This window comes from Robbsia andropogonis, assembly GCF_034047095.1.
Taxonomy (GTDB): domain Bacteria; phylum Pseudomonadota; class Gammaproteobacteria; order Burkholderiales; family Burkholderiaceae; genus Robbsia; species Robbsia andropogonis.
The window spans coordinates 97,380-123,074 of record NZ_CP139168.1; the positions used below are offsets into that span (position 1 = coordinate 97,380).

15 protein-coding genes and 8 pseudogenes are annotated in these 25,695 nt (G+C 57.7%); 10 read left to right on the forward strand and 13 right to left on the reverse strand.

Annotated elements, in window-relative coordinates; translation table 11 throughout:
- Positions 1 to 180: 180 nt before the first annotated feature.
- Together SJQ66_RS12165 and SJQ66_RS12170 are read right to left on the reverse strand one after the other, a co-directional pair.
- A pseudogene (locus tag SJQ66_RS12165) lies at positions 181 to 543 on the reverse strand (recombinase family protein); the annotation flags it as partial.
- 44 nt (positions 544 to 587) lie between these two features.
- A pseudogene (locus tag SJQ66_RS12170) lies at positions 588 to 803 on the reverse strand (transposase domain-containing protein); the annotation flags it as partial.
- Between the two features lie 306 nt (positions 804 to 1,109).
- Here SJQ66_RS12170 and SJQ66_RS12175 point away from each other — a divergent pair.
- Positions 1,110 to 1,310, forward strand: a complete 201-nt coding sequence (locus tag SJQ66_RS12175; RefSeq protein WP_320533730.1) for a hypothetical protein — start codon at positions 1,110 to 1,112, stop codon at positions 1,308 to 1,310.
- Positions 1,300 to 3,378 (forward strand): recombinase family protein, encoded by a 2,079-nt coding sequence (locus SJQ66_RS12180; RefSeq protein ID WP_320533729.1) that lies wholly within the window; start codon positions 1,300 to 1,302, stop codon positions 3,376 to 3,378. The genes SJQ66_RS12175 and SJQ66_RS12180 overlap by 11 nt, the downstream gene beginning before the upstream one ends.
- On the opposite strand, the pseudogene tnpC reads toward SJQ66_RS12180, so the two are convergent.
- The 4 genes and pseudogenes from tnpC to istA form a co-directional block, all read right to left on the reverse strand.
- Positions 3,376 to 4,134, reverse strand: a pseudogene (tnpC, locus tag SJQ66_RS12185) (IS66 family transposase); the annotation flags it as partial. The gene SJQ66_RS12180 and the pseudogene tnpC sit on opposite strands and share 3 nt — an antisense overlap.
- A gap of 64 nt (positions 4,135 to 4,198) precedes the next feature.
- Positions 4,199 to 5,446: a group II intron reverse transcriptase/maturase gene (gene ltrA, locus SJQ66_RS12190; RefSeq protein WP_320534320.1), complete on the reverse strand. Its 1,248-nt coding sequence runs from the start codon at positions 5,444 to 5,446 to the stop codon at positions 4,199 to 4,201.
- A gap of 437 nt (positions 5,447 to 5,883) precedes the next feature.
- The gene (gene istB, locus SJQ66_RS12195) at positions 5,884 to 6,651 is read right to left on the reverse strand and encodes an IS21-like element helper ATPase IstB (protein ID WP_320534308.1); all 768 of its coding nucleotides are present in this window, start codon (positions 6,649 to 6,651) and stop codon (positions 5,884 to 5,886) included.
- A gap of 17 nt (positions 6,652 to 6,668) precedes the next feature.
- Positions 6,669 to 8,204, reverse strand: coding sequence for an IS21 family transposase (gene istA, locus SJQ66_RS12200; RefSeq protein WP_046154529.1), 1,536 nt, complete (start codon positions 8,202 to 8,204; stop codon positions 6,669 to 6,671).
- Positions 8,205 to 8,916: 712 nt separating this feature from the next.
- On the opposite strand from istA, the gene SJQ66_RS12205 reads away from it, so the two are divergent.
- On the forward strand, positions 8,917 to 10,197 hold the full coding sequence (locus SJQ66_RS12205; protein WP_320533958.1) for an IS4 family transposase: 1,281 nt from the start codon (positions 8,917 to 8,919) through the stop codon (positions 10,195 to 10,197).
- An 85-nt stretch (positions 10,198 to 10,282) separates the two neighbouring features.
- Here the strand turns inward: SJQ66_RS12205 and SJQ66_RS12210 are convergent.
- Positions 10,283 to 11,977 (reverse strand): annotated as a pseudogene (locus tag SJQ66_RS12210) (phage integrase family protein).
- A gap of 151 nt (positions 11,978 to 12,128) precedes the next feature.
- Between SJQ66_RS12210 and SJQ66_RS12215 the strand changes: the two are divergent.
- A complete protein-coding gene (locus tag SJQ66_RS12215; protein WP_320534309.1) occupies positions 12,129 to 15,155 on the forward strand; it encodes a Tn3 family transposase in 3,027 nt (1,008 codons plus the stop codon).
- A 111-nt stretch (positions 15,156 to 15,266) separates the two neighbouring features.
- Complete coding sequence (locus tag SJQ66_RS12220) at positions 15,267 to 15,413, forward strand: IS3 family transposase (RefSeq protein WP_407691495.1); 147 nt, start codon at positions 15,267 to 15,269, stop codon at positions 15,411 to 15,413.
- 45 nt (positions 15,414 to 15,458) lie between these two features.
- Here SJQ66_RS12220 and xopAG read toward each other — a convergent pair whose 3' ends face one another.
- The 4 genes and pseudogenes from xopAG to SJQ66_RS12240 form a co-directional block, all read right to left on the reverse strand.
- Positions 15,459 to 16,847, reverse strand: a complete 1,389-nt coding sequence (gene xopAG, locus SJQ66_RS12225) for a XopAG/AvrGf1 family type III secretion system effector (protein ID WP_320534310.1) — start codon at positions 16,845 to 16,847, stop codon at positions 15,459 to 15,461.
- A 454-nt stretch (positions 16,848 to 17,301) separates the two neighbouring features.
- Positions 17,302 to 17,838: pseudogene (locus SJQ66_RS12230) on the reverse strand (IS6 family transposase); the annotation flags it as partial.
- A 31-nt stretch (positions 17,839 to 17,869) separates the two neighbouring features.
- A pseudogene (locus SJQ66_RS12235) lies at positions 17,870 to 19,422 on the reverse strand (IS3 family transposase).
- 86 nt (positions 19,423 to 19,508) lie between these two features.
- A pseudogene (locus SJQ66_RS12240) lies at positions 19,509 to 19,655 on the reverse strand (IS6 family transposase); the annotation flags it as partial.
- A 128-nt stretch (positions 19,656 to 19,783) separates the two neighbouring features.
- Here SJQ66_RS12240 and SJQ66_RS12245 point away from each other — a divergent pair.
- Together SJQ66_RS12245 and SJQ66_RS12250 are read left to right on the forward strand one after the other, a co-directional pair.
- Positions 19,784 to 19,978, forward strand: a pseudogene (locus tag SJQ66_RS12245) (transposase); the annotation flags it as partial.
- Positions 19,979 to 20,022: 44 nt separating this feature from the next.
- On the forward strand, positions 20,023 to 20,601 hold the full coding sequence (locus SJQ66_RS12250) for an IS5 family transposase (RefSeq protein ID WP_320534311.1): 579 nt from the start codon (positions 20,023 to 20,025) through the stop codon (positions 20,599 to 20,601).
- 43 nt (positions 20,602 to 20,644) lie between these two features.
- On the opposite strand, the gene SJQ66_RS12255 is transcribed toward SJQ66_RS12250, so the two are convergent.
- The gene (locus SJQ66_RS12255) at positions 20,645 to 21,103 is read right to left on the reverse strand and encodes a hypothetical protein (RefSeq protein ID WP_320534312.1); all 459 of its coding nucleotides are present in this window, start codon (positions 21,101 to 21,103) and stop codon (positions 20,645 to 20,647) included.
- 337 nt (positions 21,104 to 21,440) lie between these two features.
- Between SJQ66_RS12255 and SJQ66_RS12260 the strand changes: the two genes are divergently transcribed.
- On the forward strand, positions 21,441 to 22,721 hold the full coding sequence (locus SJQ66_RS12260; RefSeq protein ID WP_320533958.1) for an IS4 family transposase: 1,281 nt from the start codon (positions 21,441 to 21,443) through the stop codon (positions 22,719 to 22,721).
- 334 nt (positions 22,722 to 23,055) lie between these two features.
- Here the strand turns inward: SJQ66_RS12260 and SJQ66_RS12265 are convergent, their stop codons facing one another.
- The gene (locus tag SJQ66_RS12265) at positions 23,056 to 23,496 is read right to left on the reverse strand and encodes a hypothetical protein (protein ID WP_320534313.1); all 441 of its coding nucleotides are present in this window, start codon (positions 23,494 to 23,496) and stop codon (positions 23,056 to 23,058) included.
- 747 nt (positions 23,497 to 24,243) lie between these two features.
- On the opposite strand from SJQ66_RS12265, the gene SJQ66_RS12270 reads away from it, so the two are divergent.
- Both SJQ66_RS12270 and SJQ66_RS12275 read left to right on the forward strand, forming a co-directional pair.
- Entirely contained in the window at positions 24,244 to 25,041 is a 798-nt protein-coding gene (locus SJQ66_RS12270; protein ID WP_320534314.1) for a TIGR04255 family protein, read from the forward strand.
- Positions 25,042 to 25,063: 22 nt separating this feature from the next.
- The gene (locus tag SJQ66_RS12275; protein ID WP_320534315.1) at positions 25,064 to 25,678 is read left to right on the forward strand and encodes a helix-turn-helix transcriptional regulator; all 615 of its coding nucleotides are present in this window, start codon (positions 25,064 to 25,066) and stop codon (positions 25,676 to 25,678) included.
- Positions 25,679 to 25,695 lie beyond the last annotated feature (17 nt).

The following is a 25,695-nucleotide window of genomic DNA, read 5'->3' on the forward strand; positions in this document are numbered from 1 at the left end:
TTTAATGTTTTCATATCTTATACGATACTAGGCTTGGTATTACCCTTCTCCACGAAAACATCGGCTTGTGCGCGCTGACTCTACTGGCCTGCAGTACCAGCCTCGAACACGCGATTCTTCGTTGGCTGGCCACCTTGATGACTAGTTGGGGGCGTCTCAGAAAACGGAAAAAATCGTACGCTAAGCGTGCGCGGAGGCTGGCACCCAGCGGTAGAGCGTTGGAATAGACACGCCGAGGTTCTTGGCCACGTCCTTGGGCGGCACGCCGCTGGCCAGCAGCTTCTTGGCCGACTCGATCTTGCTGTCGGTCATCTTGGGCTTGCGACCGCCCTTGCGGCCAAGCTGCTTGGCAACCTCCAGCCCGGCGCGAGTGCGCTCGACAGTCAGTTCGCGCTCTATTTCGGCCAGGCTCGCCATGACGTGAAAGAAAAAGCGCCCGGACGGCGTGCCGGTGTCGATGGAATCGGTGAGGCTCCTGAACTGGACGCCTTGCTTGTGCAACTCGCCGACCAGATCAACTAGTTGCTTGACAGAGCGGCCAAGGGTAAGCGGCTGGATATCCCATCTTGACGATGGTGGATGACGGGTTAGGTTGCCGTGGGCTGCCAGTTGTGCGGCAAGAGATCATCGATCTGCCGTGCCGGATGGGTTGGCAATCGATTTAGTACGTCTTTGAGATAGGCGTACGGATCATGGCCATTGAGCTTGGCCGACTGAACGAGACTCATGATCGCCGCCGCGCGTTTGCCTGCCCGCAATGAACCCGCGAACAGCCAATTCTTCCTGCCCAGCGCAATTTCCCGTTCATTCTGCCCATATCGGGCAGGAAGTCGAGATTCATTATCGTTGGCATCCGCTGTATGGGCGTCGCGTCAAGGTTAAAGACATCGAGCGTCGCGGCGGAGGTCAGGTCGTCCATGTGGAGGCGGACCCCGGTGTAATCAGGATGATCGCGGGATGGATGCTCGATGCCGCGATTTGTTCAGCGATGGTTCTCGGCGAACCGAGAGTTACCGTAGCGACACTGCATAATCTGCATCAATTGCTGGTCGATCTGCATTTGCGGGGAAACTCTCCGGACGGTTCCACCAACGTCCGGGAGAAACGCAATGGGCAATCTGCCAAACGTCGTTCCAGCAGGTCAACAGTTATCGCGGTCGATGCCGCCCCAGATGAACCTGATGTTCGACGCGGTCGAGCTTCAGGGGATGAACGCGGTGCAACGGGCAAACACGCTCAGGCATCTCGCATGCCTGTTGATGCAGGCGGCGGGCATCCCGACTGCGAAGGGGCGTAACGATGACGAATGATGATCGTTTGCCCGCAGATCTTCTTAAACGCAAGGCGGTAGTTTATGTCCGACAGTCCAGCCGAACGCAGGTCCAACTGAACCTCGAGAGCCGGCGCCGGCAGTATGACCTCGTGCAGGAAGCAAAGCGACATGGATTTCGCGACGTCGAAGTCATCGACGACGACCAGGGACGCTCGGCGAGCGGCACAGTTGCGAGACCGGGCTTTGATCGTCTGGTCGCGTTATTGTGTGCAGGCGATGTCGGCGCAGTGCTTTGCCTGGACGCCTCACGCCTTGCCCGCAATGGACGCGACTGGCATCATCTGCTCGAGCTCTGTGGTCTCGTTCAAGCGCGGGTAATCGACCTTGACGGTGTGTACGATCCTTGCCGGGCAAATGACCGGCTATTACTTGGCATGAAGGGCAGCATCAGCGAATTCGAACTCAACGTGCTTCGAACGCGCATGCACGACGCCAAACGAGAGAAGGCACACCGTGGTGAATTACGTATCAGCGTGCCGGTCGGCTATATCTGGCATCGTGATGTTGGTCTGGGTTTCGATCCAGACGCACGGTTGCAGGAAGTCATACGCCTGATTTTTACTCGTTTCCGGCAACTGGGCAGCGCGCGGCAGGTTCTGCTGTCGATGAACGCTGAACAGGTCCACTTCCCGCGCCCCTCTGACGGCCGGACGCTGACGCGGGTCGACTGGACTCCAATACGCTACCGTAACGTGATTTCGGTGCTCAAGAATCCGTTCTATGCTGGTGTCTACGCGTATGGCAAGAGCGGCAAGCAGATGACGATCGTCGAAGGCCGGGCACGCAAGAGCTACAAGCACCGCAAGCCGTTTGAGAACTGGGACGTCATGCTCCGGGAACACCACGAAGGCTACATCGACTGGGCGGAGTTTGAACGCAACCAGAAGAAGCTCGCGACAAATGCTTACGGCAAGGCGGGCGACGTAAAATCCGGTCGTGGTGGCCGCGCGCTGCTCGCTGGCCTGCTTGCCTGCGCACGCTGTGGACGTCGCCTGTCGGTGGCCTACGCTGGACGTATCCCGCAGGCCGTGTACCGGTGTGACCGCTTCGACACGTCAGCGCGATGTATGAGGTTCGGTGGTTCCCGTATCGATGCGACTGTCAGCAAGGAGCTTCTGCGCGTCGTGGAGCCATTGGCGATCGAAGCGGCACAACAGGCTGAGCAAATGCACATGGATACCCTGAACGAGCAGCAACAGATCGTGGAACTCGAACTGCAGCAGGCCCAGTACGAGGCCACGCTGGCTGAGCGGCGCTACGCCGCCTGTGATCCCGAGAACCGCCTGATTGCCGCGCAGCTGGAGAAGAACTGGGAAGCGGCATTACGTCGTGTACAGGCCTGCCAGACGCGCGTGGAGACGGTGACTGCACCAAAGGCGCAGGCTCCCCTGCCTGACTTTACGAAGCTCGCCGAAGATCTTCATGCTGCGTGGAATGCACCGAGCGTCGCCATGCGCACACGTCAACAGCTTGTTCGCGCGCTCATCGTCGATATCGTTGCCGACGTCGACGAGGCTACACGCGAAATCATTCTGACGATCCACTGGCAAGGCGGTCAACATTCCCGGCTACGGATTCGCAGGCCGCGAACTGGCGAGCATGGCTGCAGTACGTCAGACGAAGCGCTCGCGGTTATTCGCAGCATGGTAACCCGATGGTCCGACGAGGACATTGCTGCATCACTGAACCGCATGGGAATACGCACAGGACAGGGCAAGACCTGGACCGCACATCGTGTCAGCTCTGTACGGCATGTCCGCGATATCCACGCCTACAAGTCGGCAGATAAGGATGGCGACTGGCTGACGATGTCTGAGGCAGCGAAGGAGCTTGGTGTCACTCACTACATGATCCGGCGTTTGATCAACGATCGGATTCTGCCTGCCGAGCAGGTCGTGCCTGATGCCCCATGGCAGATTCGGACGATCGATCTGCACAGCGAAGCGGTTACCGCAGCACTGGCGCGCAAGTATCGCCCGTGTCGCAACGATGTCGAAGGCCAGATCCCAATGTTTATCCAGGTTTCAGAAGGAGGTGCACAATGAACGCCCCGTTGCGATCGGGCGAATTTGATTTTCTGCCCAGTTATTATCAATGGGCAATTGGCTATCGTCCAAGAATCGCGTGAGCGCTTCCCAGCGACGTAGGCTGTAGTCGAGCGCCTTAGCGATTGCGGACCCTTCGCTTACCTGCTGACGTTGCAGTAGCATCCATGTATGGAGCGCATCGGCAATCGGTCGACTTCGTCGCTGCCGTCGTTCGTGACGCTCATCGGGTTCTAGATTTTGTACTTCGCGCTCGATTTCGTAGAGCTGCCCAATGTGTTGCAGTGCCTCTTCGGCAATCTGGCTTTTATTGCTCGCGTGCAACTCGTAGAACTTGCGCCGTGCATGCGCCATGCAGCCGATTTCCGTCACGCCCTGGGCGAATGAGGCTTTGTATCCGCTGAAGTCGTCGCAAACGAGCTTGCCCTGCCAGTTGCCGAGGAAGGCACGAGCATGTTCTCCCGCACGGCTCTCAGCGAAGTCGTAGACCACGCCCTTCATTGACTCGAACGCCCCAGGACAGTAAGTCCAGAGATAGGATCGGTGCGTCTTATGTTTGCCTGGCACCAGCATCGAGACCGGTGTTTCGTCCGCTTGCAGCACGCGGTGCTGAACAATTTGCGCACGCAGGGCGTCAACTAACGGCTGCAACTGCACCCCGCATGCGCCAATCCACGCGCCCATGGTGGAGCGAGGGATGGCGAAGCCCGCGCGCTCGAAGATACTCTCTTGACGGTAAAGCGGGAGGTGAGTGGCGCAGGGGAATCTCACCCCTGCGCTCTCCCAGAACCGGACGTGAATCTCTCGACTCATCCGGCTCCTATCGTCCAGTCGCTTGTATTGCCGCGCCCCAATGCGGACATAGCGTCGGAGCGCGATGTTGAAGATCAGACAGCCAATCCCAGGCCCTCGAGATATGGCCGCGAAGCTTCTTGTACTTGCGTCGCGCCCATCGCACTAGATGGAAGTCCAGTGCCTTCAGGGAACGTTGCAAGGTCGACGGATGGAAGAGCCCGTAATACCGTACCCAACCAACAATCTTCGGTCGAAGCCGCGCTAGCAGCTCCCCCAAATCATATCGGCTCAGGCGAGATAGGCCCCAATCACGCATCTCCTGCCGCATAGCTTTCGCCGCTTTGTCGCTCACGGCCGGCGAGAAGCTTGTGAACAACTCCCCTCGCCGATTCATCGCCTGTCTTGGCTTAAACGTATAACCAAGGAAGTCGAACCGCTTCACAGCAAAGTCACCACGCCGATTCGCATCGACGCAATATACGACCTGAGTTTTCTCTGGATGCAATTCCAACTGACACTGTGCCATACGAGCTTTAAGATCAGTCAATAACGACTGCGCCTCCGCTTCGCTTTCACAATGGCAGATGACGTCATCCGCATAGCGTTCAAACGACACCGTAGGATGATGTCGCTCCATCCATTTGTCGAACGCGTAATGCAGGAAGAGGTTTGCCAACAAGGGACTAATAACACCCCCTTGCGGCGTGCCTCTATCGCGCATTTGCCGTGTTCCGTCCGGCATCACCACATCCGCGCTCAGCCAGCGCCTAACATACAGCGCAGCCCACCGGCAGTCGGTATGCCGCTGCACAGCTTTCATCAATAGGGCGTGATCGATGTTATCGAAGAACCCCTTGATATCAAGGTCAAGCACCCAGGGACGTTGCCAGCAACGACTTCTGGCAACGCGCAAGGCATCGTGTGCCGAGCGCCCCGGTCGATAGCCATAAGAATCCTTATGGAATACCGGCTCCAGCAACGGCTCAAGCCGTCGCCGAACGACCATCTGTGCAATCCGATCAGCAACCGTGGGAATACCCAGCGGTCGCGTTTTGCCATCCCCCTTCGGAATGTCAACTCGCTTGACCGGTGACGGGAAGTAGCTGCCCGAGGCCATTCGATTCCAGATCCGGTAAAGATTCCTGCTTAGATCTCGATCGAACTCGATGATACCGACCCCGTCAACTCCGGCCGCGCCACGATTCGCTTTGACGCGCTTGTACGCGTCCCAAACTTCACGCTTGGTAATATCAAACGACTTTGCCTCAGACATGAACGTCATCCCCTTGCAGGTTGTGTCCATGCTGAGACCGAACGACGACGCCCCTTCGGTCCAGCTCCATTACAGAGCCTTCTACCCTACTACGAGCATCTCCGTCCCTGTGCCCCGCATCGGTACTCTCGTTCTCGCAGAGGCTTTCCACTTGAACTTCTCCCTTAACATCGGGACGACAGGTTCTTACGTTCCTTACTGAAGCCTGATACAGAGTCACGCCGCCTTCATGCCGGGCGCCGGTCGAGCAGTCGGCAGGCTTCCCTCGACCTTCATCCCGGGCTAACCACCAAGGCCCGGTTTCGACGCCATCTATATACGTTTCGACACCACATCGACGGTTCATTGCGTATTCCGGCGAACGTGACCGCTGATTCCGTTATCGTGACCGATTGCGCATGGAATGGTGTTACGCGTTCAGATTGTAGAGGTAGCGGTCACGATGGGTCGATATTTATCTCCTTTTCAGGTGTTTTGACGGCGCCCTGGCGCAGCGAGTCGCCGCTGAGAGTGAAGCGATGATTTCGCTGCATGATGCGGTCAAGTATGGCGTCTGCAATGGTCGCGTCACCAATCCAGGCGTGCCAGTGTTCGATGGGAAGTTGGCTGGTGATGATGGTGGCGCGGGTGCCGGCACGATCGTCGATGATCTCCAGCAAGTCCGAGCGTGTGGCACTGTCGATCGTCCCCATGCCCCAGTCATCGAGGAGCAGAACGTCGGTCTTGGCGAGTTGCAACAGCCATTTGCCGAAGACGCCGCTGCCGTGACGGATGCGCAGTTCTTCCTGTAAGCGCGGCACACGTTGATAGAGCGCCGAGTACCCGCGTCGACACGCGTACTGCGCAAGCGCACAGGCGAGCCAGGATTTGCCTGCTCCTGTCGCCCCAGTAATCAACACGCTGTGCCCGGCGCTGACCCAATCGCCCAGCGCCAGGCTGAGCACCGCGCGGCGATCCACGCCTTTGCTCGGACGGCTGTCGATATCTTCAATGGTGGCTTGGCCGTACTTCAGCCGCGCCTGTTTCAGTAAGCGTGCCAGTTTGCGGTCATTGCGTGCGTGGATCTCGCGATCGACCAATAAGGCCATACGCTCCTCGAAGCTCATGTCCGTCATGCCCGGCTGGGTCATCTGGTCCTGTAGTGCATCGGCCAGGCCATCAAGCTTTAAGGCACGCAACTGCGTCAGTGTGGTGTGCATCATCATGATCCGTATCCTTTGCTTTATTGGTAGTAAGACGGGCCGCGCACATGCGCGTGATGCGGACTGACCCAATCACTCGGTGGCGTGCCATAGGTAGCGACGCTTGTCTGATCGCGCTTGTTCACCAAGATGTCGCGCACATGTCGGTAATGACATGTGCCGAGTTGGATCGCTAATGCGCAGGCCGTCTCCAGACGTGATTTACCGTAGCGCCGAGCCAAGGACAGCAAGCCCAGACACGCCCGGTAGCCATGCTCGGGATGACGGTGCTTCTCCAGCAATCGAGTGATGACGGTGCCGGTGGCAACGCCGATCTCCTCACCCCAATGCAACAGGCGCTTCGGCGTCCATTCCAGGTGCGCGCGATGGGCCGCCGGAAGGTGCTCCGGCACGGTTGTGATGCCACCCGCGACGCTAGAGCGGACATGGCTTGCAACGCGTTGCCCACGATGCAGCAGCTCGATCCCCGCTGCTGTCATGCGCGCCTCCAGCACCAATCCCACCAGCGCGTGCGGCACGCTGTAGCGATGATCGTCGATGCTGACGTGGTAATCCACCGGCACGCGCACGTGCTTGAAGTGGGCCAGCTCGTAACGCTGCATCGGCAACGGCAGCAACGCTGGACGGTCTATCGCCTCAAAGGTGCTGGATCGACTCCCTGGTAGCTTCTGGAATAATTTGGCATTGAGTTGTGCCAGTAACGGCGCGATGGCGACGTTGACCTCGGCGACGCTCGTAAAGGCTTGATGGCGCAGGCGCATCATGATCCAGCGCTCGACGACCTGCACCGCAGACTCGACCTTCGCCTTGTCCTGCGGGTGATAGGGCCGCGCTGGCAGCACCGAGGTGCCGTAGTGGCGGGCAAAGTCGAACACCATGTCGGCCGCCCGTGGCTCGTACCGGTCGGGGTCGGTGATCATCGCCTTCGGGTTGTCGGGGATAATCAATTGCGGCACGCCGCCAATGAAATGCAACGCCCGCGTCGTGCCTTCCAACCAGTCTGCCATGCTCTCACGCGGTGTGGCCCACGCGAAGGTGTAGGAAGACGCGCCCAGCGCGGCGACGAAGACATGCGCGCGGGTGCCGTCTGCCAATGCGATGGTTGGTCCGGCGAAGTCGATGAACAGCTTCTCGCCTGCGCGGTGGATTTGCCGCATCGAACGCTTGAGCCGCTTGGCGAAGCACTTCAAATTGACGCAAAACTGCGAGTATTGATAGGTGGGCTCGCCTGGATGCGCCTGGCGGTACTCCTCCCAGAGCAACATCATCGTCATGCCTTTGCGCCGCAGTTCTTGGTGCAAACGGCCATAGTCCGGCTGCACGCGTTCGCGCTGGCAATTCGGGCCGACCAGAATACGCCGTTCGAGTTCGACCTCGTCACAGGCCTGCACCGTGGGCCAGTCGAGCCCGGCAGCGGCGGCCAGCCCCACGTACTTGGTGACAACGCCCTTGGAGAGCCGCAAGGCAGCGGCAATCTGTTCGTGCGACAGCCCAGCGTCGAGCTTGAGCCGCAATACGTCCTTGATCTTACGCATCGTAATCCTTGGCGCGGGCATGCTACTCCAGACGAAATCTGGAAAGCGTACCCTCGCGAAATAAGGTTAGTCGCGTAACACCATTCTGATGCTGTATGACGCCGGTCCGGCAACGTGACCGACGATTCCGGTATCGTGACCGGTCATTCCGGCCACTCACCCAAATCGGTCACGTTCAATCATATTGACCGGTCACGTTGAAACGGAACCGTCGGTCACGATACCGGAATGACCGGTCACGATCGACCGGAATACCCAGTTCATTTTCATTCGTCTCTCTGTACCGCACCTGACGCAGTCATTGCTGCGCCTTTTCCTCAACGCTCACCACCAGAGCTCTTTACCCCAGCAGCTTGAGGTGGTTTGGAGCCTGCTCCTGCAAACCGACTCCGAGGGGCCCACCCTCATCTTCAATAAAGCACCACAGTTCTCCTTCCTGCTATGGAGGCTGTGTTCGTAACACACGATGATCGGCATATTTGCCGATCATGACGTGTGCGAGCAAACCGGGACCGGCTAACCCTCGGGCAATGGGTCGTGACGGCGCGCTCGCTTGAACGAGTGTCTGACAGCATGCGCAACTGGGGGGTGTAAGCCCGACAATGGCATTCGGTTAAGCGCTATGCTAGTTTTCTCAAAAAATCGAGCAAGGTTCCTCTTCCCGATGCCTCATGAAGAAATATCAGTGTTTTGGACAAAAGCCGGCGAACTGTTTGAGCAAACCTGTCAAGCCATGGATCCAATCTGGCGAAAACGTAAGCGCGTGATCGATACCCGGCTGCTGGTCGTATTCATCCTGAAGCTGGTTTTGAGTAGAAACCGGCAGGGCTATGGCAGCAGTCTGTGCGCACTCTGGGAGTCCTGTTCGGACAAAGGGATCACTCTGCCCCGTACCGATGCTGTTGCGGCTTCGTCGCTGTGTGAGGCCCGGCAAAAGCTTCCAGAAGCCATTTTTAAAACGCTCAACAACGAACTGATTTCACTGTGGCATGCTCACCGGGATACCCCGAACTGGAAAGGGCATCGCGTTTTCGCCATAGACGGCTCGAAAATCAATGCGCCCCGCGGCCTGCTGGAATACGGCTATAAAACTCCGCGGGAGACGACCCGGCATTACCCTTGCGGCATGGTGAGCGGCTTGTACAACCTGCAGGAACAACTGATCTACGATTTCGTACTGGTACCCCACAACGATGAACGCCGCTGTGTGCCTGACCATCTGGCAAAACTGGAGGAGGGAGATCTGGTCATTTTCGACCGGGGCTACTTCAGCTACCTGATGCTGCATCAGGTTCTGGCCAGCGGACAATACGCGGTGTTCCGCCTGCAGCAGGGGACCACCAATTCGCAAGTGGCCGCGTTCTGGGGGAGTGAGCGCAGGGACGCCATTATCGAGTACGTCCCGTCGCCCGCAGTGAAACATGGGCTCAAAAAACGCGGACACACCGTGGGTCCTCAGCCGCTTTCAGTCAGGCTGGTGAAGTGCCGTATCGAGGATGAAACCCACGTGTATGCCACGACCCTGATGGATCAGGCCGGTTATCCTGCAGACTGTTTTCCGGATCTGTATCACGGGCGCTGGGGCATCGAAGAGCTGTACAAGATTTCGAAAGAGATCATCGGCATGGAGGACTTTCATTCGCAAACGGAGCGCGGTGTAAAGCATGAGATCTATGGGCATTTCCTGCTGATCAACCTTGCCCGACTGTTTGAAATAGATACCCGCAACCGGCTACCTTCCAATGGCCGGCCAGAGGAATCCTGCCGCACGATCTCATGGCCTCAATCCGGCAAGACGTTGAAGATCAATTTCAAGCATTGCCTGTCTGTTGTCGGACGCCACCTGGAAAATCTTGTTCTGATGGCAGGGCGTACTGTTGCGGACTGGCTGGATAAGGCGATGGCGGCAGTGGCCCGAATCAGGCAACGCAATCGCCCGGGGCGGCGCTACCCGCGACGCTCCTTCAAGCCCCGCACGCGATGGAATTCGTTTGGTGCCGCGCCGAAGCCTTAACCGAATGCCATTGGTAAGCCCGAACCGCCGAAATTTCCCGCTGCGCTGGGTGGGTGTGCCTCAGTTCACACACACCGCCTTGATCTCAACGTGTCGGGGTACCGAACACTGACGCCATCTGACGGGCCCGCTTCACGTCGTCGGAATGGAGATACATCGAGGTTGTCGACAGCGACGCATGCCTCAGGTTGTCGCGGACAGCGGTGAGTTCAGCGCCGCCCTGCAGGGCATGAGTCGCATGGGTGTGCCTCATCAAATGTGGGCTGGCACGTCGCAGCGTCTCGGCAACGGCAGGGCTGCCCTCGCCGATCACCTCGGCGGCCGTGGCGAAGAAACGCTTCATCACGACCCACAGGCGTGCCCGGTTGATACCGGCCTCTCCAGCAAGGCTGGCAACCAGCGGGGTGAGCGGCTCCCACTTTGCTGGCGTCGTCGGCAAACCCCGCTGCATCAGGTAGCGATCCAGCGCCACGCGCGCCAGCGGCGGTAGCGTTACCCGGCCAGCCCGGGCACCCTTGCCGATGACGTGCAGCCAGCGCTCGTCACTGGCATCGATCTTGATGGCGCCTAGCGTCGCATGGACCAGCTCGCTGGCGCGCAGACCAGTAGCGTAGGCGAAATCGAGTACGAAACGTAGCCGCTGCGCAGCCGCAGGCTCCCAGCCGTATGACCACTCCAGCCCATCAGCCACGGTACGCACCAGCGCCCATTCCCCCTCGGAGAATGCGCGTGAGGTATCGAGCAACGCGGGAGCCGCCCCGCGCACTTTGAGGCCCGCGAACGGATTGGCGAACACGTAGCGCTGCTCGATCAACCATCGGAACAGGGCGCCAAGCACTGACAGGCTGTGAGCGGCAGAGCGCGCTGACAACCCGCCCGCGAACGGCCGCCACTCGGGGGAGGTTCGCGGCCGCGGCGGACTTACCCAGCGCGATCGCGGTGAGGGTCGGCGCAGAAATGCCCGGTAAGCCACCGAGTCCTCGGTGGTGAGCGACGACAGCGCACAGCCACGTTCGACGATCGCCCACAGCATCAGGCGCTCGGCTTCCTTGCGGTAGGCGCGTTGCGTACCGGTCGATTCGTGCAGCGAGAGCAAGCCTGTACGGCCTCATAGTCGTTGCTGGCGCGCAGCACGCAGGCCGCTCGCGGGGCCCGGAACTTACCCCGCGAGCCGTCCACGTCTTGCGGTACGGCGAGACGCTCCCACGGCGTCACGTCCTGCTGCGGGACAGTCACGACCAGCGCATGCGCACGCTCGGTCAACGCGGGGTGCTCTGCAAAAAAGCGTTCGATCCGACGCGCACTGGCCACACCCAGGCCGGGAATGCGCGCCCACCAACGGCGCCGGCGCGGCACGCGCACGGTCAGATCGGCCAGCGTTCGGATCCCGGCAGTTCGCAGTGCGGTGGCGGCCCGGGGGGGAGAGCCAGGTCTCGACCTTGTCGCCGATCTGCGGCTGCGGCGCCGGCAGTACCGCCAGGGTGTCCAGTGCATTCGCGACGGCAGCCGCGCGCCTGGGACCGCGTGCCCCTGAGTGCTCAAATAGTGCAGCGAGATCAGCGCGATGGCGGCTATGGGCGAAGCGTGCCACCTGGCGGCGCAGGCGGCCCAGAAGGCCGCGAGAGGATTCACCCGCAGCACGCCACTCGCCCAGATAGCGCTCAACCGCAGCCCGGGAGTCCAGACCTTCGTACCAGGCGCGCAAGGCAGCCAGTGCGTCGGTATCGGGTAATGCATCCACGTTGACCTCGTCGACTGTTACAGACTCATGTGTTTTCACAAGAGCAGGTTTATCGATTAAACAGAACTGGTGCGAGAACATTCATTATGTTTGTAGAATCGTCTCGCGAGACACTCGCGCCCATAAAATCTTCCAAAACCCCGGTGCTTACGCCCCTATCCATGGCGTTTTTACCCGCCCTGGATTGACAATGACAACAAGCAAGAGCGAGCGCCTGGCCGTGCTGTCGGTGGCCGAACAGGAAGCCCTGTACGGGTTACCCGATTTTGACGACGCGCAACGTCTGGACTACCTGGGCCTGAGCGAGTCACAGCTGACGCTCGCTTGCAGCCGCAACGGCCTGCATCACCAGGTGTGGTGCGTGCTGCAGATCGGCTACTTCAAGGCCAAACAGACCTTTTCCCGCTTCACCTGGGACGAGGTACCAGACGATCTCGCCTTCGTGCTCAGCCGCTACTTTCCCGGGCAGGCCTTCGAGCCGCTGCGCGTCTCCAGGCGTGAGCACTACACGCAGCGCGCCCTGATCACCCGACTATTCGACTACCGCCTCTGGTCCAGTGATTTCCTCGGACAACTGGCCGGGCACGCACAGCAGCTCGTGCTCCGCGACATCACCCCCGGTTTCATCGTCGCTGAACTCGTCGCCTATCTCAACGAACACAAGGTCGAGCGGCCCGGCTATACGACTTTGCAGACCGTGATCAGTCAGGCATTGTCGGCCGAGCGCCAGCGATTGACCGGGATACTGTCCGCCGCGCTGGACGAGCCGACCAGGGCGTCGCTGGCCGAACTGCTGGTGCGAGACGATACCTTGTCCGAGCTGGCCGTGCTGAAGCAGGACGCCCGGGACTTCGGCTGGCGGCAGATGGCGCGCGAGCGCAACAAGCGCACCCGCCTGCAGCCCCTATATCATGCAGCAAAACACTTGCTGCCACAGCTGGCCATCTCGCAGAAAAACCTTCACCACTACGCGAGTCTGGCAAATTTCTACACCGTCTACGACCTGCGACGCATGAAGCCCGGGCAGGCAAACCTGTACCTGCTGTGCTATGCATGGCTGCGCTACCGGCAACTCACTGACAACCTGGTCGACGCGGTTGCCTATCACATGAAGAAGCTCGAAGATGAAAGCAATCAGTTGACCAACGAAGCATTCGTCGAACAGCAGGTCAAGCGTCAGCAGGAATCGCCGCGAATCGGACGCGTGCTGCTACTGTACGTCGACAACGCGGTCGCCGACGCAACGCCCTTCGGCACCGTGCGCCAGCGCGCGTTCAAGATCATGCCACGCGAGCAGTTGCAAATCGCCGGTCAACGGCTGAGCACCAAACCGCGCGGTAAGCTCGCACTGCGCTGGGAGGCGATCGACAAGCTGGCGGTACGCACGCGGCGCCACCTGCGCCCGCTGTTCGATGCATTGGAGCCCGAGAGCATCGAACCAGACAGCCCGTGGCTGAAGGCACTCACGTGGATGAAGAGCGTCTTCGCAAAACAGCAGCGACTGTCGCACCGGCCGGTCGACGAATGTCCGAGGCACACCGTGCCGCAACACCTGCGCCCGTACCTGATGACGTTAGACGCCGACGGTATAGCCACCAGCATTCATGCCGACCGCTACGAGTTCTGGATCTATCGCCAGTTACGCAAGCGTCTGAAGTCCGGCGATCTGTACGTAGACGACAGTCATCAGTACCGGCACCTGAGTGCAGAACTCGTCGACCCGGAAAGGCAGGCACAGACCATCGAGCAGCTGGACATCCCATGGGTATCCCGGCCGCTGGAGGAACAGATCTCGGCATTGAGCACCGAACTGCATGAGCAGTGGCTGGCGTTCGACCGTGAATTACGCGAAGGCGCGCTACTCCATCTGACCTATGATGTCGACACCCGTCAGTTGACCTGGCACCCACCCGAGGCAGAGTACGACGACGATCAGCAGAACGCTTTTTACGAGAAGTTGCCGTTCTGCGACGTCACCGACGTCTTGCGCTTCGTCAATCGCCGCACCGGATTCCTTCGGGCGTTCGCGCCACTGCAGCCGCGATACGCCAAACGGGTCGCCGACGAGGATAGTCTGATCGCAACCATCGTCGCGCAGGCGATGAACCTCGGTAACTTGCTCATGTCGCGCACCAGCGACATTCCGTATCACGTTCTGGAGACCACCTACCAGCAATACCTGCGGCTGGCCACGCTGCAGGAGGCCAACGACCGCATCAGCAACGCCATTGCTGAGCTGCTGGTCTTCCCGTATTACTCGTTCGATCTCAAGACGCTATACGGCGCCGTGGATGGCCAGAAATTCGGCGTCGAGCGACCTACTATCAAGGCGCGGCACTCGCGCAAGTACTTTGGCCGCGGCAAAGGCGTCGTCGCCTACACGCTGCTGTGCAATCACGTGCCGTTGCAGGGCTGGATGATCGGCGCGCACGAATACGAGGCCCATTACGTGTTCGACGTCTGGTATCGCAACACCAGCGAAATCATGCCCGACGCGATCACCGGTGACATGCACAGCGTAAACAAAGCCAATTTCGCAATCCTGTACTGGTTCGGTCGGCGCTTCGAGCCGAGGTTCACCTACCTCGACAAACAACTCAGCGAGATCTATTGTGCCACCGACCCAGCACGCTACGAGGACTTCCTCATCGTGCCGGCCGGTCAGATCGACCTGCAGGCGATCCTCGACGAAAAGGAGAACATCGCACGCATCATCGCCACGCTGGGGTTGAAGGAGAGGACCCAGGGCACGCTGATCCGAAAGCTCTGCACCTACACGGAAACGAACCCAACGCGTCGCGCGATCTTCGAGTTCGACCGGCTCGTGCGGAGCGTCTACACGCTGCGCTACCTGCGTGATCCGAAACTGCAACGCACCTTGCACCGCTCGCAAAACCGGATCGAATCGTATCACCAGTTGCGTGCCGCAATCGCCAAGGTCGGCGGCAAGAAGGAACTGACAGGCCGGACCGATCTCGAGATCGCAATCAGTAACCAGTGCGGGCGATTGATAGCCAACGCGATCATCTTTTACAACTCGGCTATTCTCAGCCGGCTATTGGAAAAGGGCGAGGGCAATGAGAACGTGCTGGAACTCGTGAAATCGACATCGCCGGCAGCCTGGCGGCATATCCATATGGGCGGCCACTACACCTTCCTCGGTGGCGGGCAGGCCATCGACCTGGACGCCATCATTCAGGGGCTGACCTGGGAATGACGGAAAGAGCCTTGTAAGATGCTTTCCGCCTATCGGCTGGGGGCGTACACCGGATTCGTGAGAATTTTCGGCGGTTTGGGCTTGCACCCCCTAGAATAACAGATCGCCTTATTGCGACAGAACCACAAATTCGCAGACATCAATGCGTTACTCGCGGGTTTGAAAGACTATATTGACTATTACAATCGGCAACGTATCAAGGACAAGCTTGGTGGCTTGAGTTCTGTTGACTATCGAATGCGCGCGGAAATCTGCTGACTTTAAACCGTCCAACTTTCGGGGTCAGATCAAATCCGAAGCGATTCATACACGAATCCTGGCGTGGTTCACAGAACCCAATTTCTTTCCCCGATAGAACTCGTCGCTAGCCTGTTTGCACACGTCCGCATAGTAGTCATCGGCGTCGAGAATGGTGTAGCCTGCACCGACAAAACAACCTCGTGCTACTTCATGCAATGTATGCCTGACGCTGCTAGCGTCGTCGTAAACTGCATTAAGACAGGCGATAATCACCTTCACGTCGTCTTTTGAGAGGCGCGGCTCACCACTCATCAACCTCGCGTAGTTCATGCACGCAACAGCATTCAGGCAGGTGAAAGAATCACCAAGTCCCGAGCAATCCTCGAATCCATTTCCTCCTTCATTAACCTTGAAATGCGCAATGGGCAGTCCTTCAAGGTTCTTTTCTTTGCCCATGGCCTGAATATCTTCAACTGCATCGGGATTGCCCCTCAGAAGGTGACTCTGCATGGCCGTTTCGAGTTTATGCAGCATCGGACCGGCGACGCTTTTATTGCGTTTAAGCATATTTTTCGATGGATCTTCAAATAGCAAAGTCGAGTCTATTTTATCGGCTTCCTCTTGAGAAGAGAGTCCCAGTTTTCTTAGAGCTGGCAGCACAACTCGCTCGGCATGCCCCCAGTGGTCGTCACGGGCGAAAATTTGTCGCAAATTCAGAATGAGTTGCCCTGCCGCCAATTGTGCCTTTAGACTGAATTTATTATCGTCTCCTAGCACGGTTTCTAATGCCTGCATGCATTGCGCAGCTGATTTACCTCTTTCTTTGGATTCCTCCCTATAGTGTTTCCATCCTTTATTCACAAAAGGCTGAGTCGCTGAGCGGGAAACGTATCCACTAGCACCTGTCTTGTCATTAGGAACGCCAGCAAGAGCGTACTTGTTCTTCTCATTAAATGCTGCACTTTTTGTTAGATCGAAGACCGCAGGCACATGCGCTGGCTTATATTTGGCAACCAATTCGGGCTTGATGCGCTGGCCAGTAAAACACGCTACACTGATCAGGATGGAATTGCGTGCTTCCGGCGTATTTTCTGAATCAGAGACATGAAGCTTGGTGGCCGCCCGAAAGTCGGTCATGGTGACAAACTCGTTATTGCCTACCCGCTTTATAAGAGATGGAGGGCTGGTTTTCTGGGCACGTAGTTCAGGAGTTACATCATAGTAGCGTTGGCGATAAACCTTGGCATCCTTAAAGGCTTGGTTAAGTCGTTCGTTGCTAGTGAACCCGCCTTTACCATCATGCAGCGATGTCGTGGACAAGAAGAAGTGGTTCGCAACCTTGTCATGTACATAAGCCATACCGATCACCGCGGCTGCGCCTTTTAACAAGGTGGCAACGCGCCCTGTTGCTTCTCCCTCCTCCCCAGATCCTGTTCCAGACGGCGGTTTCACGCAGGCGCTGCGCGGTGGATTAGACGCATTTTTCGCCGAATTCCGCGGACCGAGCTTACTACGTGCTTTGCTGAGTGTTGATTTTGCGCCCGTGTTCCCGACCTCAACGCTCGGCCTTACCGAGTTGGCCGTTTGGCCTCGAAGGAGTGTCCCAAGTCCGATTTTCATATATTTACTGTTAACTGCCGAGTTATTAAGAGGCGGTTTCAAAAAGCTTGGTCAGATTCGTGCGGCGCGCAGTTGTTTCTCAACTGCTTGACCGATCGGCTTGCTGATGGTGAATGAAGTGTACGCTCTGGCGAGACTTGCGTGCGAAATGACGACACCCTGGACGAAGTGATTCTGGCTCTGGTGCAAAGTAAGCCATACGTGAAGGACGTGCCCCAAGTGGTTCTGTCGGGCTTTGTCAAGTTGACGGCTAGAGACCATCTGCTTATCACAAACGTAGTTATCCTTATTCGATAGCTTTATGAGATGTGGCAGTCACAGTCCAACCATGCCATGTGGCGAAACGTTCCTGGAGTACGGCACGATGACATGCCGCGTTCATTTGATGTCTGAGCAGCGCGAAGTGCTGCCGGATCGGGCCAAAACATGAGAGAAATGCTTGCGCGCGACGTGCATCGCGAAAGCCACACATCTGGCGTTCGCGCCTGCGCGTCGGCTGGTGGCTGTTCTCGGCGCGGTTGTTCACACGTGCAGCCGCCTTGACGAACACGTGCTTCACATGAGCGAGTTCGGGAATGTCAGCCTTCGCCGCCGGATAGCTGCGCAACTGGTCGGTCACGATCTTGCTCGGCACCGGGTTTGAGCGCAGCACCCTTCGGAAGAAGCGCTTTGCCGCAGCCTTATCGCGCCGCTTTTGCAACAGCACATCAAGCTCGGTGCCGTGCTCGTCGACTGCTCGCCACAACAGATACGGCTCGCCGCGCAGCGTCACGAACATCTCGTCCAGATGCCATATGCTGCCCGGCCTTGGCCTCGCTGCTTTGCGGTGACTGTCAAGGTAGTTGGAACGTGAGTTATGCGGCCTCTACCACTTCTTGCACATGTTGCGTTTGATGATGTGTTTGCGGGTTAAGCCAGACACAGCCAATCGGTTGCCAGTTGCGTAGCTTACCGGACCATCGCCCCGGATTCAGTTCTTGAGCACGCTGATACAGCGCATGGCGTTTCTTCAATATCTCTGGCTCCTGCCCGGCATGCCGATGGGCCGGCGCGACGAATCGGATCGCGCTATGACGATGCTCGTGGTTGTACCAACGCACAAACTGATGCACCCACACACGGGCATCCTGAAGGCTGTCGAAGCCCTCCGGCGGATAGCTCGGTCGGTACTTGCAGGTACGGAACAGGGCTTCGGAGAAGGCATTATCGTTCGATACTCTTGCACGGCTATGCGAGGCGGTAATACCTAGCTTTTCCAACGTGATTTGCAGTGTCGAACCCTTCATCGCGCTGCCGTTGTCCGCATGCAGCACCAGCGACGCGCGCAGGTTCTGCTCACGCAGTACTGCGCGTTGAATCACCGTGCTGCTATTGACCATGTTTTCCGCCTCGAATACTTCCACCCCCACAATCTTGCGGCTGTAGATATCCACGATCAGATACAAGTAATAAAACTGGCCGCGCACGCGCGTATTTAAATAGGTCACGTCCCAACTCCATAGCTGGTTTGGACCGTCGGCACGGTGTCTACGGGGAGGACTAACATGACGCGGTGCGCCCGCTCGCCCGCGGCGATGCTGTACATTGGCCTCACGCAGCACCCGGTAAAACGTCGACTCCGAGGCCAGATAGCGCGCCTCTTCGTCGAGCAAGCGAACCACGATTTGCGATGGCGGCAAGCTTGCAAATTCAGGCCGCAGACATGTCTGAAGGACCGCATCGCGTTCGGCCTGGCTCAGCGCGTGCGACGGCTTGCCATGCACCGCATTCGCTCGGCCATCCTCGCCCCCAGCGCTCCAGCGCCGATACGTATTGAGCCCTATACGCATCTCGGCGCATGCCCGTTCGAGGCGCGCACCGTCACACCACGCCGCGTTGACCAATTCCACCGCATGACGGCGATCTCGGGCATTGGTCATTCTTCCTCGCCCCCCCAGATCGCCCGCGCTTTTTTTCTCAGCGTCAGCAGGGCCGCCGTTTCCGCCAAGGCCGCATCCTTACGCCGCAGCTCGCGCTCCAACTCCTTGTTACGTTTGCGCTCGCTTTTGAGCGCCTCGCTGTCCTGGCGAATGCTTTGTTCACTGCGCGCGTTGGCTCCTTCACAGCTCTCACGCCAACGTCGCAATTGCTCCGGATATAAACCCCGACGGCGGCAATATTCGGCTAACTCCACTTCGGATAATGCCGCACATTCCAACACCGCGTTGAACTTGTCTTGCGAACTCCAGCCCTCGCTGTCGGTCGCGTTGGCCGGTAGCAAGCGGCCACGATCCCGCGCAGCTTTGCGCCAGTTGTAGATCGTCGCCTCGCTAATGCCTTCTTCACGCGACACCTCAACAACGCTACGATTATGTGGCGCCAACAGCTTCTTCAGAATCGCTTCTTTGCGCTCTTCGGAGTACTTCATTGGATTCTTCCCTCTGCCCCCTGTCACGGTTCAAACTCTAACAGCGATTCATGTTCCAACTAGTCTGACACAGGGGGTTTGGCGCTCCGGGCGAATTTGGCGCCAAATTTGTCGCACCAGCAACGGATCGTTTCGTACGTGACTACGACACCACGCTCGAGCAACAACTCCTCGACGTCGCGCAGGCTCAGGCTGAACCTGAAATACCACCGAACCGCGCAGCTGATGACGATAGCAGGGAAGCGGTGACCGTGATAAAGCGATTTCGTTTTAGAGGCCGTTTCAAAAAGACCGCCAGGGGGCTGTTAACCTTTTCGGCAAACTGTTAACCTTGGTCGTCTGAACAACTGGAACCAAGGGGATGGGTGCACCGATCATTGATGACGAACTGTGGGCATTGATAGAACCTTTGCTGCCCCTGCCCAAGCCACGCCGCAAGAAATACCCAGGACGGCTCCCGGTTTCCAACCGGGCTGCACTGAACGGCATCTTGTTCGTATTCAAGACCGGGATGCGCTGGTGCGACCTCTCGACCAAACTCGGATTCGGCTCTGGGCCGACCTGCTGGAGGCGTTTGCGCGACTGGCAAAGGGCCGGCGTGTGGAGCGCGTTGCACGCACTGCTGCTGGCGAAGTTACGCGAACTCGGCGAACTCGATTTCTCACGAGCGGCGGTCGATTCATCTTCGGCGCGAGCCGTTGGGGCGGGCGAAAAACTGGCCCGAACCCCACCGATCGTTCGCGACCAGGTTCGAAGCATCACATCCTCGTCGATGCCAATGGCGTCCCCGTCAGTGCCATCCTGACTGGCGCGAATCGCAACGACGTTACCCAGTTGCTGCCGCTCATCGACGCGATCCCGCCCATTCGCGGCGTACGCGGTCGACCGCTTCGCAAGCCCAAAGTCATCTACGCAGATCGTGGATACGACTCCGAGCCGCATCGCGAGCGGCTTCGTGCGCGCGATATCGAACCGGTGATCGCTAGGCGCCGTACCGAACACGGCAGCGGACTCGGCAAATTCCGCTGGGTAGTCGAGCGTACGCATGCATGGCTGCACAATTTTCGTCGTCTTCGCATTCGCTTCGAGCGTCGAGCCGACATTCACGAGGCATTCCTTAAACTTGGTTGCGCGCTCGTCTGCTGGAACATCTTCAGACGTGCCGAGCAGTCTTTTTGAAACGGTCTCTTATTCATCACTTCATTCTACCGCCGCCTTCCCATCAACCTGACAGTGCCTTCGCGAGCAATGTAGGTTCGATCAAATGTGCACCTGTCGCCAGATAGGGAAGCAATAGCATCCAGTTCTGGATCCAGATGCGATGACGTTCGATTTCCTTCGTGGAAATGATTTCGACATCTGGCGCGGACCGGCCGGTTAGCGCGGCGGGTTGCGGTTTGTGTGCTTCGTCCTGTGCGTCGGCACTATCATCAACGCTCAGCCACCGCTCCCTGCCGTCACGCATGATCCAGAAGTCAGCTAACGGCTCCGTCACGGCCTCGACGGATAGTGCAGGCCGCTCACAGTAGCTCGATACCCCGGGATTTGCCTCAAGAATGATCCACAGGCGAAGCTGCATTACCGAGGAGAAAAGAATCGGACGTTGCAGTTTTGGCGCCCAGGCATGATGGAGGGTCTGTCTGGGAAGGCGCCGAATGGGCAAGGGAACCGGGCTGGTCATGACATAAAGTTGGAACGTCCAGAATGCTTCAACTTTAGTTCAATTTCATTCGAAGTTCCAACTTTAAGTCAATCAAAATTGACACAAAATTGGAACCCAGACCGGAGAGTTGCCTGTCTGGCGCGGGTTTCAGTCCAGATCAAGGTTCCATGTTTAGTTCGTTTGACACCAGCGCAGCGGGAAATTTCGGCGGTTCGGGCTTACCAATGGCATTCGGTTAAGCGCTATGCTAGTTTTCTCAAAAAATCGAGCAAGGTTCCTCTTCCCGATGCCTCATGAAGAAATATCAGTGTTTTGGACAAAAGCCGGCGAACTGTTTGAGCAAACCTGTCAAGCCATGGATCCAATCTGGCGAAAACGTAAGCGCGTGATCGATACCCGGCTGCTGGTCGTATTCATCCTGAAGCTGGTTTTGAGTAGAAACCGGCAGGGCTATGGCAGCAGTCTGTGCGCACTCTGGGAGTCCTGTTCGGACAAAGGGATCACTCTGCCCCGTACCGATGCTGTTGCGGCTTCGTCGCTGTGTGAGGCCCGGCAAAAGCTTCCAGAAGCCATTTTTAAAACGCTCAACAACGAACTGATTTCACTGTGGCATGCTCACCGGGATACCCCGAACTGGAAAGGGCATCGCGTTTTCGCCATAGACGGCTCGAAAATCAATGCGCCCCGCGGCCTGCTGGAATACGGCTATAAAACTCCGCGGGAGACGACCCGGCATTACCCTTGCGGCATGGTGAGCGGCTTGTACAACCTGCAGGAACAACTGATCTACGATTTCGTACTGGTACCCCACAACGATGAACGCCGCTGTGTGCCTGACCATCTGGCAAAACTGGAGGAGGGAGATCTGGTCATTTTCGACCGGGGCTACTTCAGCTACCTGATGCTGCATCAGGTTCTGGCCAGCGGACAATACGCGGTGTTCCGCCTGCAGCAGGGGACCACCAATTCGCAAGTGGCCGCGTTCTGGGGGAGTGAGCGCAGGGACGCCATTATCGAGTACGTCCCGTCGCCCGCAGTGAAACATGGGCTCAAAAAACGCGGACACACCGTGGGTCCTCAGCCGCTTTCAGTCAGGCTGGTGAAGTGCCGTATCGAGGATGAAACCCACGTGTATGCCACGACCCTGATGGATCAGGCCGGTTATCCTGCAGACTGTTTTCCGGATCTGTATCACGGGCGCTGGGGCATCGAAGAGCTGTACAAGATTTCGAAAGAGATCATCGGCATGGAGGACTTTCATTCGCAAACGGAGCGCGGTGTAAAGCATGAGATCTATGGGCATTTCCTGCTGATCAACCTTGCCCGACTGTTTGAAATAGATACCCGCAACCGGCTACCTTCCAATGGCCGGCCAGAGGAATCCTGCCGCACGATCTCATGGCCTCAATCCGGCAAGACGTTGAAGATCAATTTCAAGCATTGCCTGTCTGTTGTCGGACGCCACCTGGAAAATCTTGTTCTGATGGCAGGGCGTACTGTTGCGGACTGGCTGGATAAGGCGATGGCGGCAGTGGCCCGAATCAGGCAACGCAATCGCCCGGGGCGGCGCTACCCGCGACGCTCCTTCAAGCCCCGCACGCGATGGAATTCGTTTGGTGCCGCGCCGAAGCCTTAACCGAATGCCATTGTCGGGCTTACACCCCCATGTTGGTGTAGCCCTTGCATAATTTGTTCCGCAAGGTCCTGGCATAACGCTCAGCCGCCGCTCCGAACATGCGTTCGCGTCGGTCCATAGGAAACAGATTTGTCCCGGCGCAGGCATGGTCGTAGCGCACTGGCGGGTTGGCGGTAACCGCTTCCACCCAAGCATCTCCACCCTTGCGATTCGTCACGTGAAAGTCTGGCGATGGGTATTCCTGAGTCACCAACAGCCCTTGCTCTCGGAAGCTTGCAAGAAGCTGGGCTTCCCACATCCTGGTGTGGAAATTGTCAGTCTGACAGTCCCGGGCCTAGTTGACATCTGGATTTGGCATGGCGAGGTACAGCTGGTTGAGCATCCATGCCCCACGCTCTCGACAGGGGTGTCCGAGTAGCTTGAAGATGCCGCTGGACTCACTGTCATTGAGATCCCATAGAGGTGCGCGTCTACGGTCACCGGAGGGCACGAGAACAGGGCAAGCGGGCTCATCGCATGCCTGACGGATGATCGCCATAGCATCTTCTTCGCTGAAGGAATCTGTGTCCCTACGCAACACCGCCCATACGTCGTCCTCTCGACGCCGCATGACGAGAACACCGTGCTTTCCGCTATGGCGGTTCTGCGTCAGCGCGCCGACGGTTAGTTGACCGCTGCCGACCCAAGCGCTTACCGGGGGATCCTCGCCAAAATCTAGTCCTTTCGGCAGCGACAAGGCAAACACATCGAACAAGTAGGGATGAAGCGGGTCCATAACTTACGATCGTTTGGGGCAGCCTCCAACAAGCCACCCGTGGGGGAAGCAAAGGCAGAGCGGGTATCGTACCCCGAAGTCCAAGCAGGCTCGGTTGTAGCCCCCCGGCATGGTGGGCCGATTTGGGTCGATAGTGGCCTTTTGTCAGTAACACAAGGCGACGTAGAGAAAGCTACAAGTTTTGTTGAAAACGCTTATTTCTCTACAACATTAGTTGCGCCGGCGCTATTCGCTTACGCAACTAATGTTGTAGCTATATTTCAACTAATCTATGGTCACCCCCGTTTTTGCAAGGCCGATTTCTGACTCGGTGGCGGGCAGGCAATCGACCTCGACGCCATCATTCAGGGGCGGACCTGGGAATTCTGGCTATCGACTGGGGGAGTACGCCAGAGTCGTGGGAATTTTGGGCGGTTTCGGCTTTCACCCCCTGGAGCGGCGCTATGTCCATCAAACTGGACGGACGATTCCTGCCAGTGCAAAAAATTGATCAGTGTATGACATCGCATTCGCTCCGATTGCAAATTGCCCCTTGACGGCATCCGCAGCCTCTGGAGGCGTTGCTCATTGGTACTGGCGTTCAAGCTGATAGTAACAACGGAATTAGATCGTCGCATCCGGGGTTTGAGGAGGCGTTTTGATTCGCCTCGGGTCCTACGCGCCCCTTGCTGCTGGCAATAGTGTAAACTTCGGTGTAAACTGACAACGGATATGTCAACCGCAAGAGCAAGAGAATCGGAGCGAACTGTGATTGAAAAGATGTCGAATGCGCCTGTCTACTATGCGCTGGTGCAGGCACACTTCAATCCCGTTGCTGCTATGGCAACGTATGTCGATCGTATCCAGGATCTACTGCGGCGGCAGGGGTATCCTCTGTATGAGCCGCAGCAGACCATGCAACTGGTCGTGCCGGGGGCGGGGCAAGCGCAGCAAGAACCACAGATTCAGCAGGCACAATCGTGGCTAATGACACGCAGTGACCGGACGGCGGGGTTCATCCTCGGACCTTCCGCTATCACGTATCACACTACGCACTATCAGACGCACCAGGAATTCATTCCAGAGTTGTTGAAAGGCCTGAGCATTGTGCATACGGTGGCTTCGCTTGACCATGTAAGTCGAGTGGGTTTGCGCTATCTCGATGCCGTCTTACCTCGCGCGGGAGAAACCGCGGAGCAATATCTCGTAGGGGGGTTGCATGGTATTGATTTTAAAGCTACCCGTCAGCATGCAATGACAGAATCCGTATTCGCCACCGATACCGGTCCGCTTATGTCGAAGGGAACGCTGGTTGTCAGGGTATATAGGGTGGTCGCCCCCCCGGGTTTCCCGCCGGACATGATTCCAGCGGGATTGGATATCGCTCCACAGTTTAAATCCACAGAAGTACGGGAACACGCGATCATTGACACCGATCACTATGTCCAAGGCCGGATGCCTGTGGAGATGCAAAAATTGCACGAGCAGTTGCGTTCACTGCACTCTACGATTAAATCAGTATTTTTTGCAACGACAACGGATCACGCGCATAAGGCGTGGGCTTGACACAGCATAAGATCGAGACACCATGTACACCGACGCTTATTCCACTCGCGGTTTTGTAACTAATAAATCCGTTAGCAAAGCCATGGTGATCGCCTGCATGATTGGCGGTACTGGCAGCGTGTTTGCTCTTTCCCATGTTAAGGATTGGAGCAAGATGGTGGATAGTCGTGTTCCATATTTCGATGTCCAGACGGCAGATCCGGATCCCGTGCGTTTGGACATCCGATCCGCTGCAGAGCATCTTGCGAATATTCGGCAGGTGCTGAATCCAGCCATTGCGGACTTAGCTATGGTGTTCGGCGTTTCGCGTCAAGCCATATACAAGTGGATCGGAGGCGACACAACGCCCGAACCTGAAAACCTGGAGCGTATCGGCTTGTTAAGCGCTGCCGCTGACGCTTTCAAGCAAGCTGAAGTGACTCGCGCCTCGTCCTTACTGAAGATGAAAGCGTTTGAAGGCCGCTCCCTTCTGGATTTGGTTGCTGCTGGGCAGCTTTTGCCCGAACACACTCAGATGCTGATTACCGAGGCACAGGCGATGGATGCAGCTTACAGTCGTTCGGGTTTGGCAAAGTCAAAGGCTGCGCAGTCTGACGATTGGCTCGCAGAGTTGTCCATCCCCGGCTCCCCCGACTGATACTTCGGACGATGATC

Coding starts and splice junctions, on each gene's coding strand:
- SJQ66_RS12175 (WP_320533730.1), top strand. CDS start 1,110: ATGGGCAATCTGCCAAACGTCGTTCCAGCAGGTCAACAGTTATCGCGG.
- SJQ66_RS12180 (WP_320533729.1), top strand. CDS start 1,300: ATGACGAATGATGATCGTTTGCCCGCAGATCTTCTTAAACGCAAGGCG.
- ltrA (WP_320534320.1), bottom strand. CDS start 5,446: ATGTCTGAGGCAAAGTCGTTTGATATTACCAAGCGTGAAGTTTGGGAC.
- istB (WP_320534308.1), bottom strand. CDS start 6,651: ATGATGATGCACACCACACTGACGCAGTTGCGTGCCTTAAAGCTTGAT.
- istA (WP_046154529.1), bottom strand. CDS start 8,204: ATGCCCGCGCCAAGGATTACGATGCGTAAGATCAAGGACGTATTGCGG.
- SJQ66_RS12205 (WP_320533958.1), top strand. CDS start 8,917: ATGGATCCAATCTGGCGAAAACGTAAGCGCGTGATCGATACCCGGCTG.
- SJQ66_RS12215 (WP_320534309.1), top strand. CDS start 12,129: ATGACAACAAGCAAGAGCGAGCGCCTGGCCGTGCTGTCGGTGGCCGAA.
- SJQ66_RS12255 (WP_320534312.1), bottom strand. CDS start 21,103: ATGACCAGCCCGGTTCCCTTGCCCATTCGGCGCCTTCCCAGACAGACC.
- SJQ66_RS12260 (WP_320533958.1), top strand. CDS start 21,441: ATGGATCCAATCTGGCGAAAACGTAAGCGCGTGATCGATACCCGGCTG.
- SJQ66_RS12265 (WP_320534313.1), bottom strand. CDS start 23,496: ATGGACCCGCTTCATCCCTACTTGTTCGATGTGTTTGCCTTGTCGCTG.
- SJQ66_RS12275 (WP_320534315.1), top strand. CDS start 25,064: ATGTACACCGACGCTTATTCCACTCGCGGTTTTGTAACTAATAAATCC.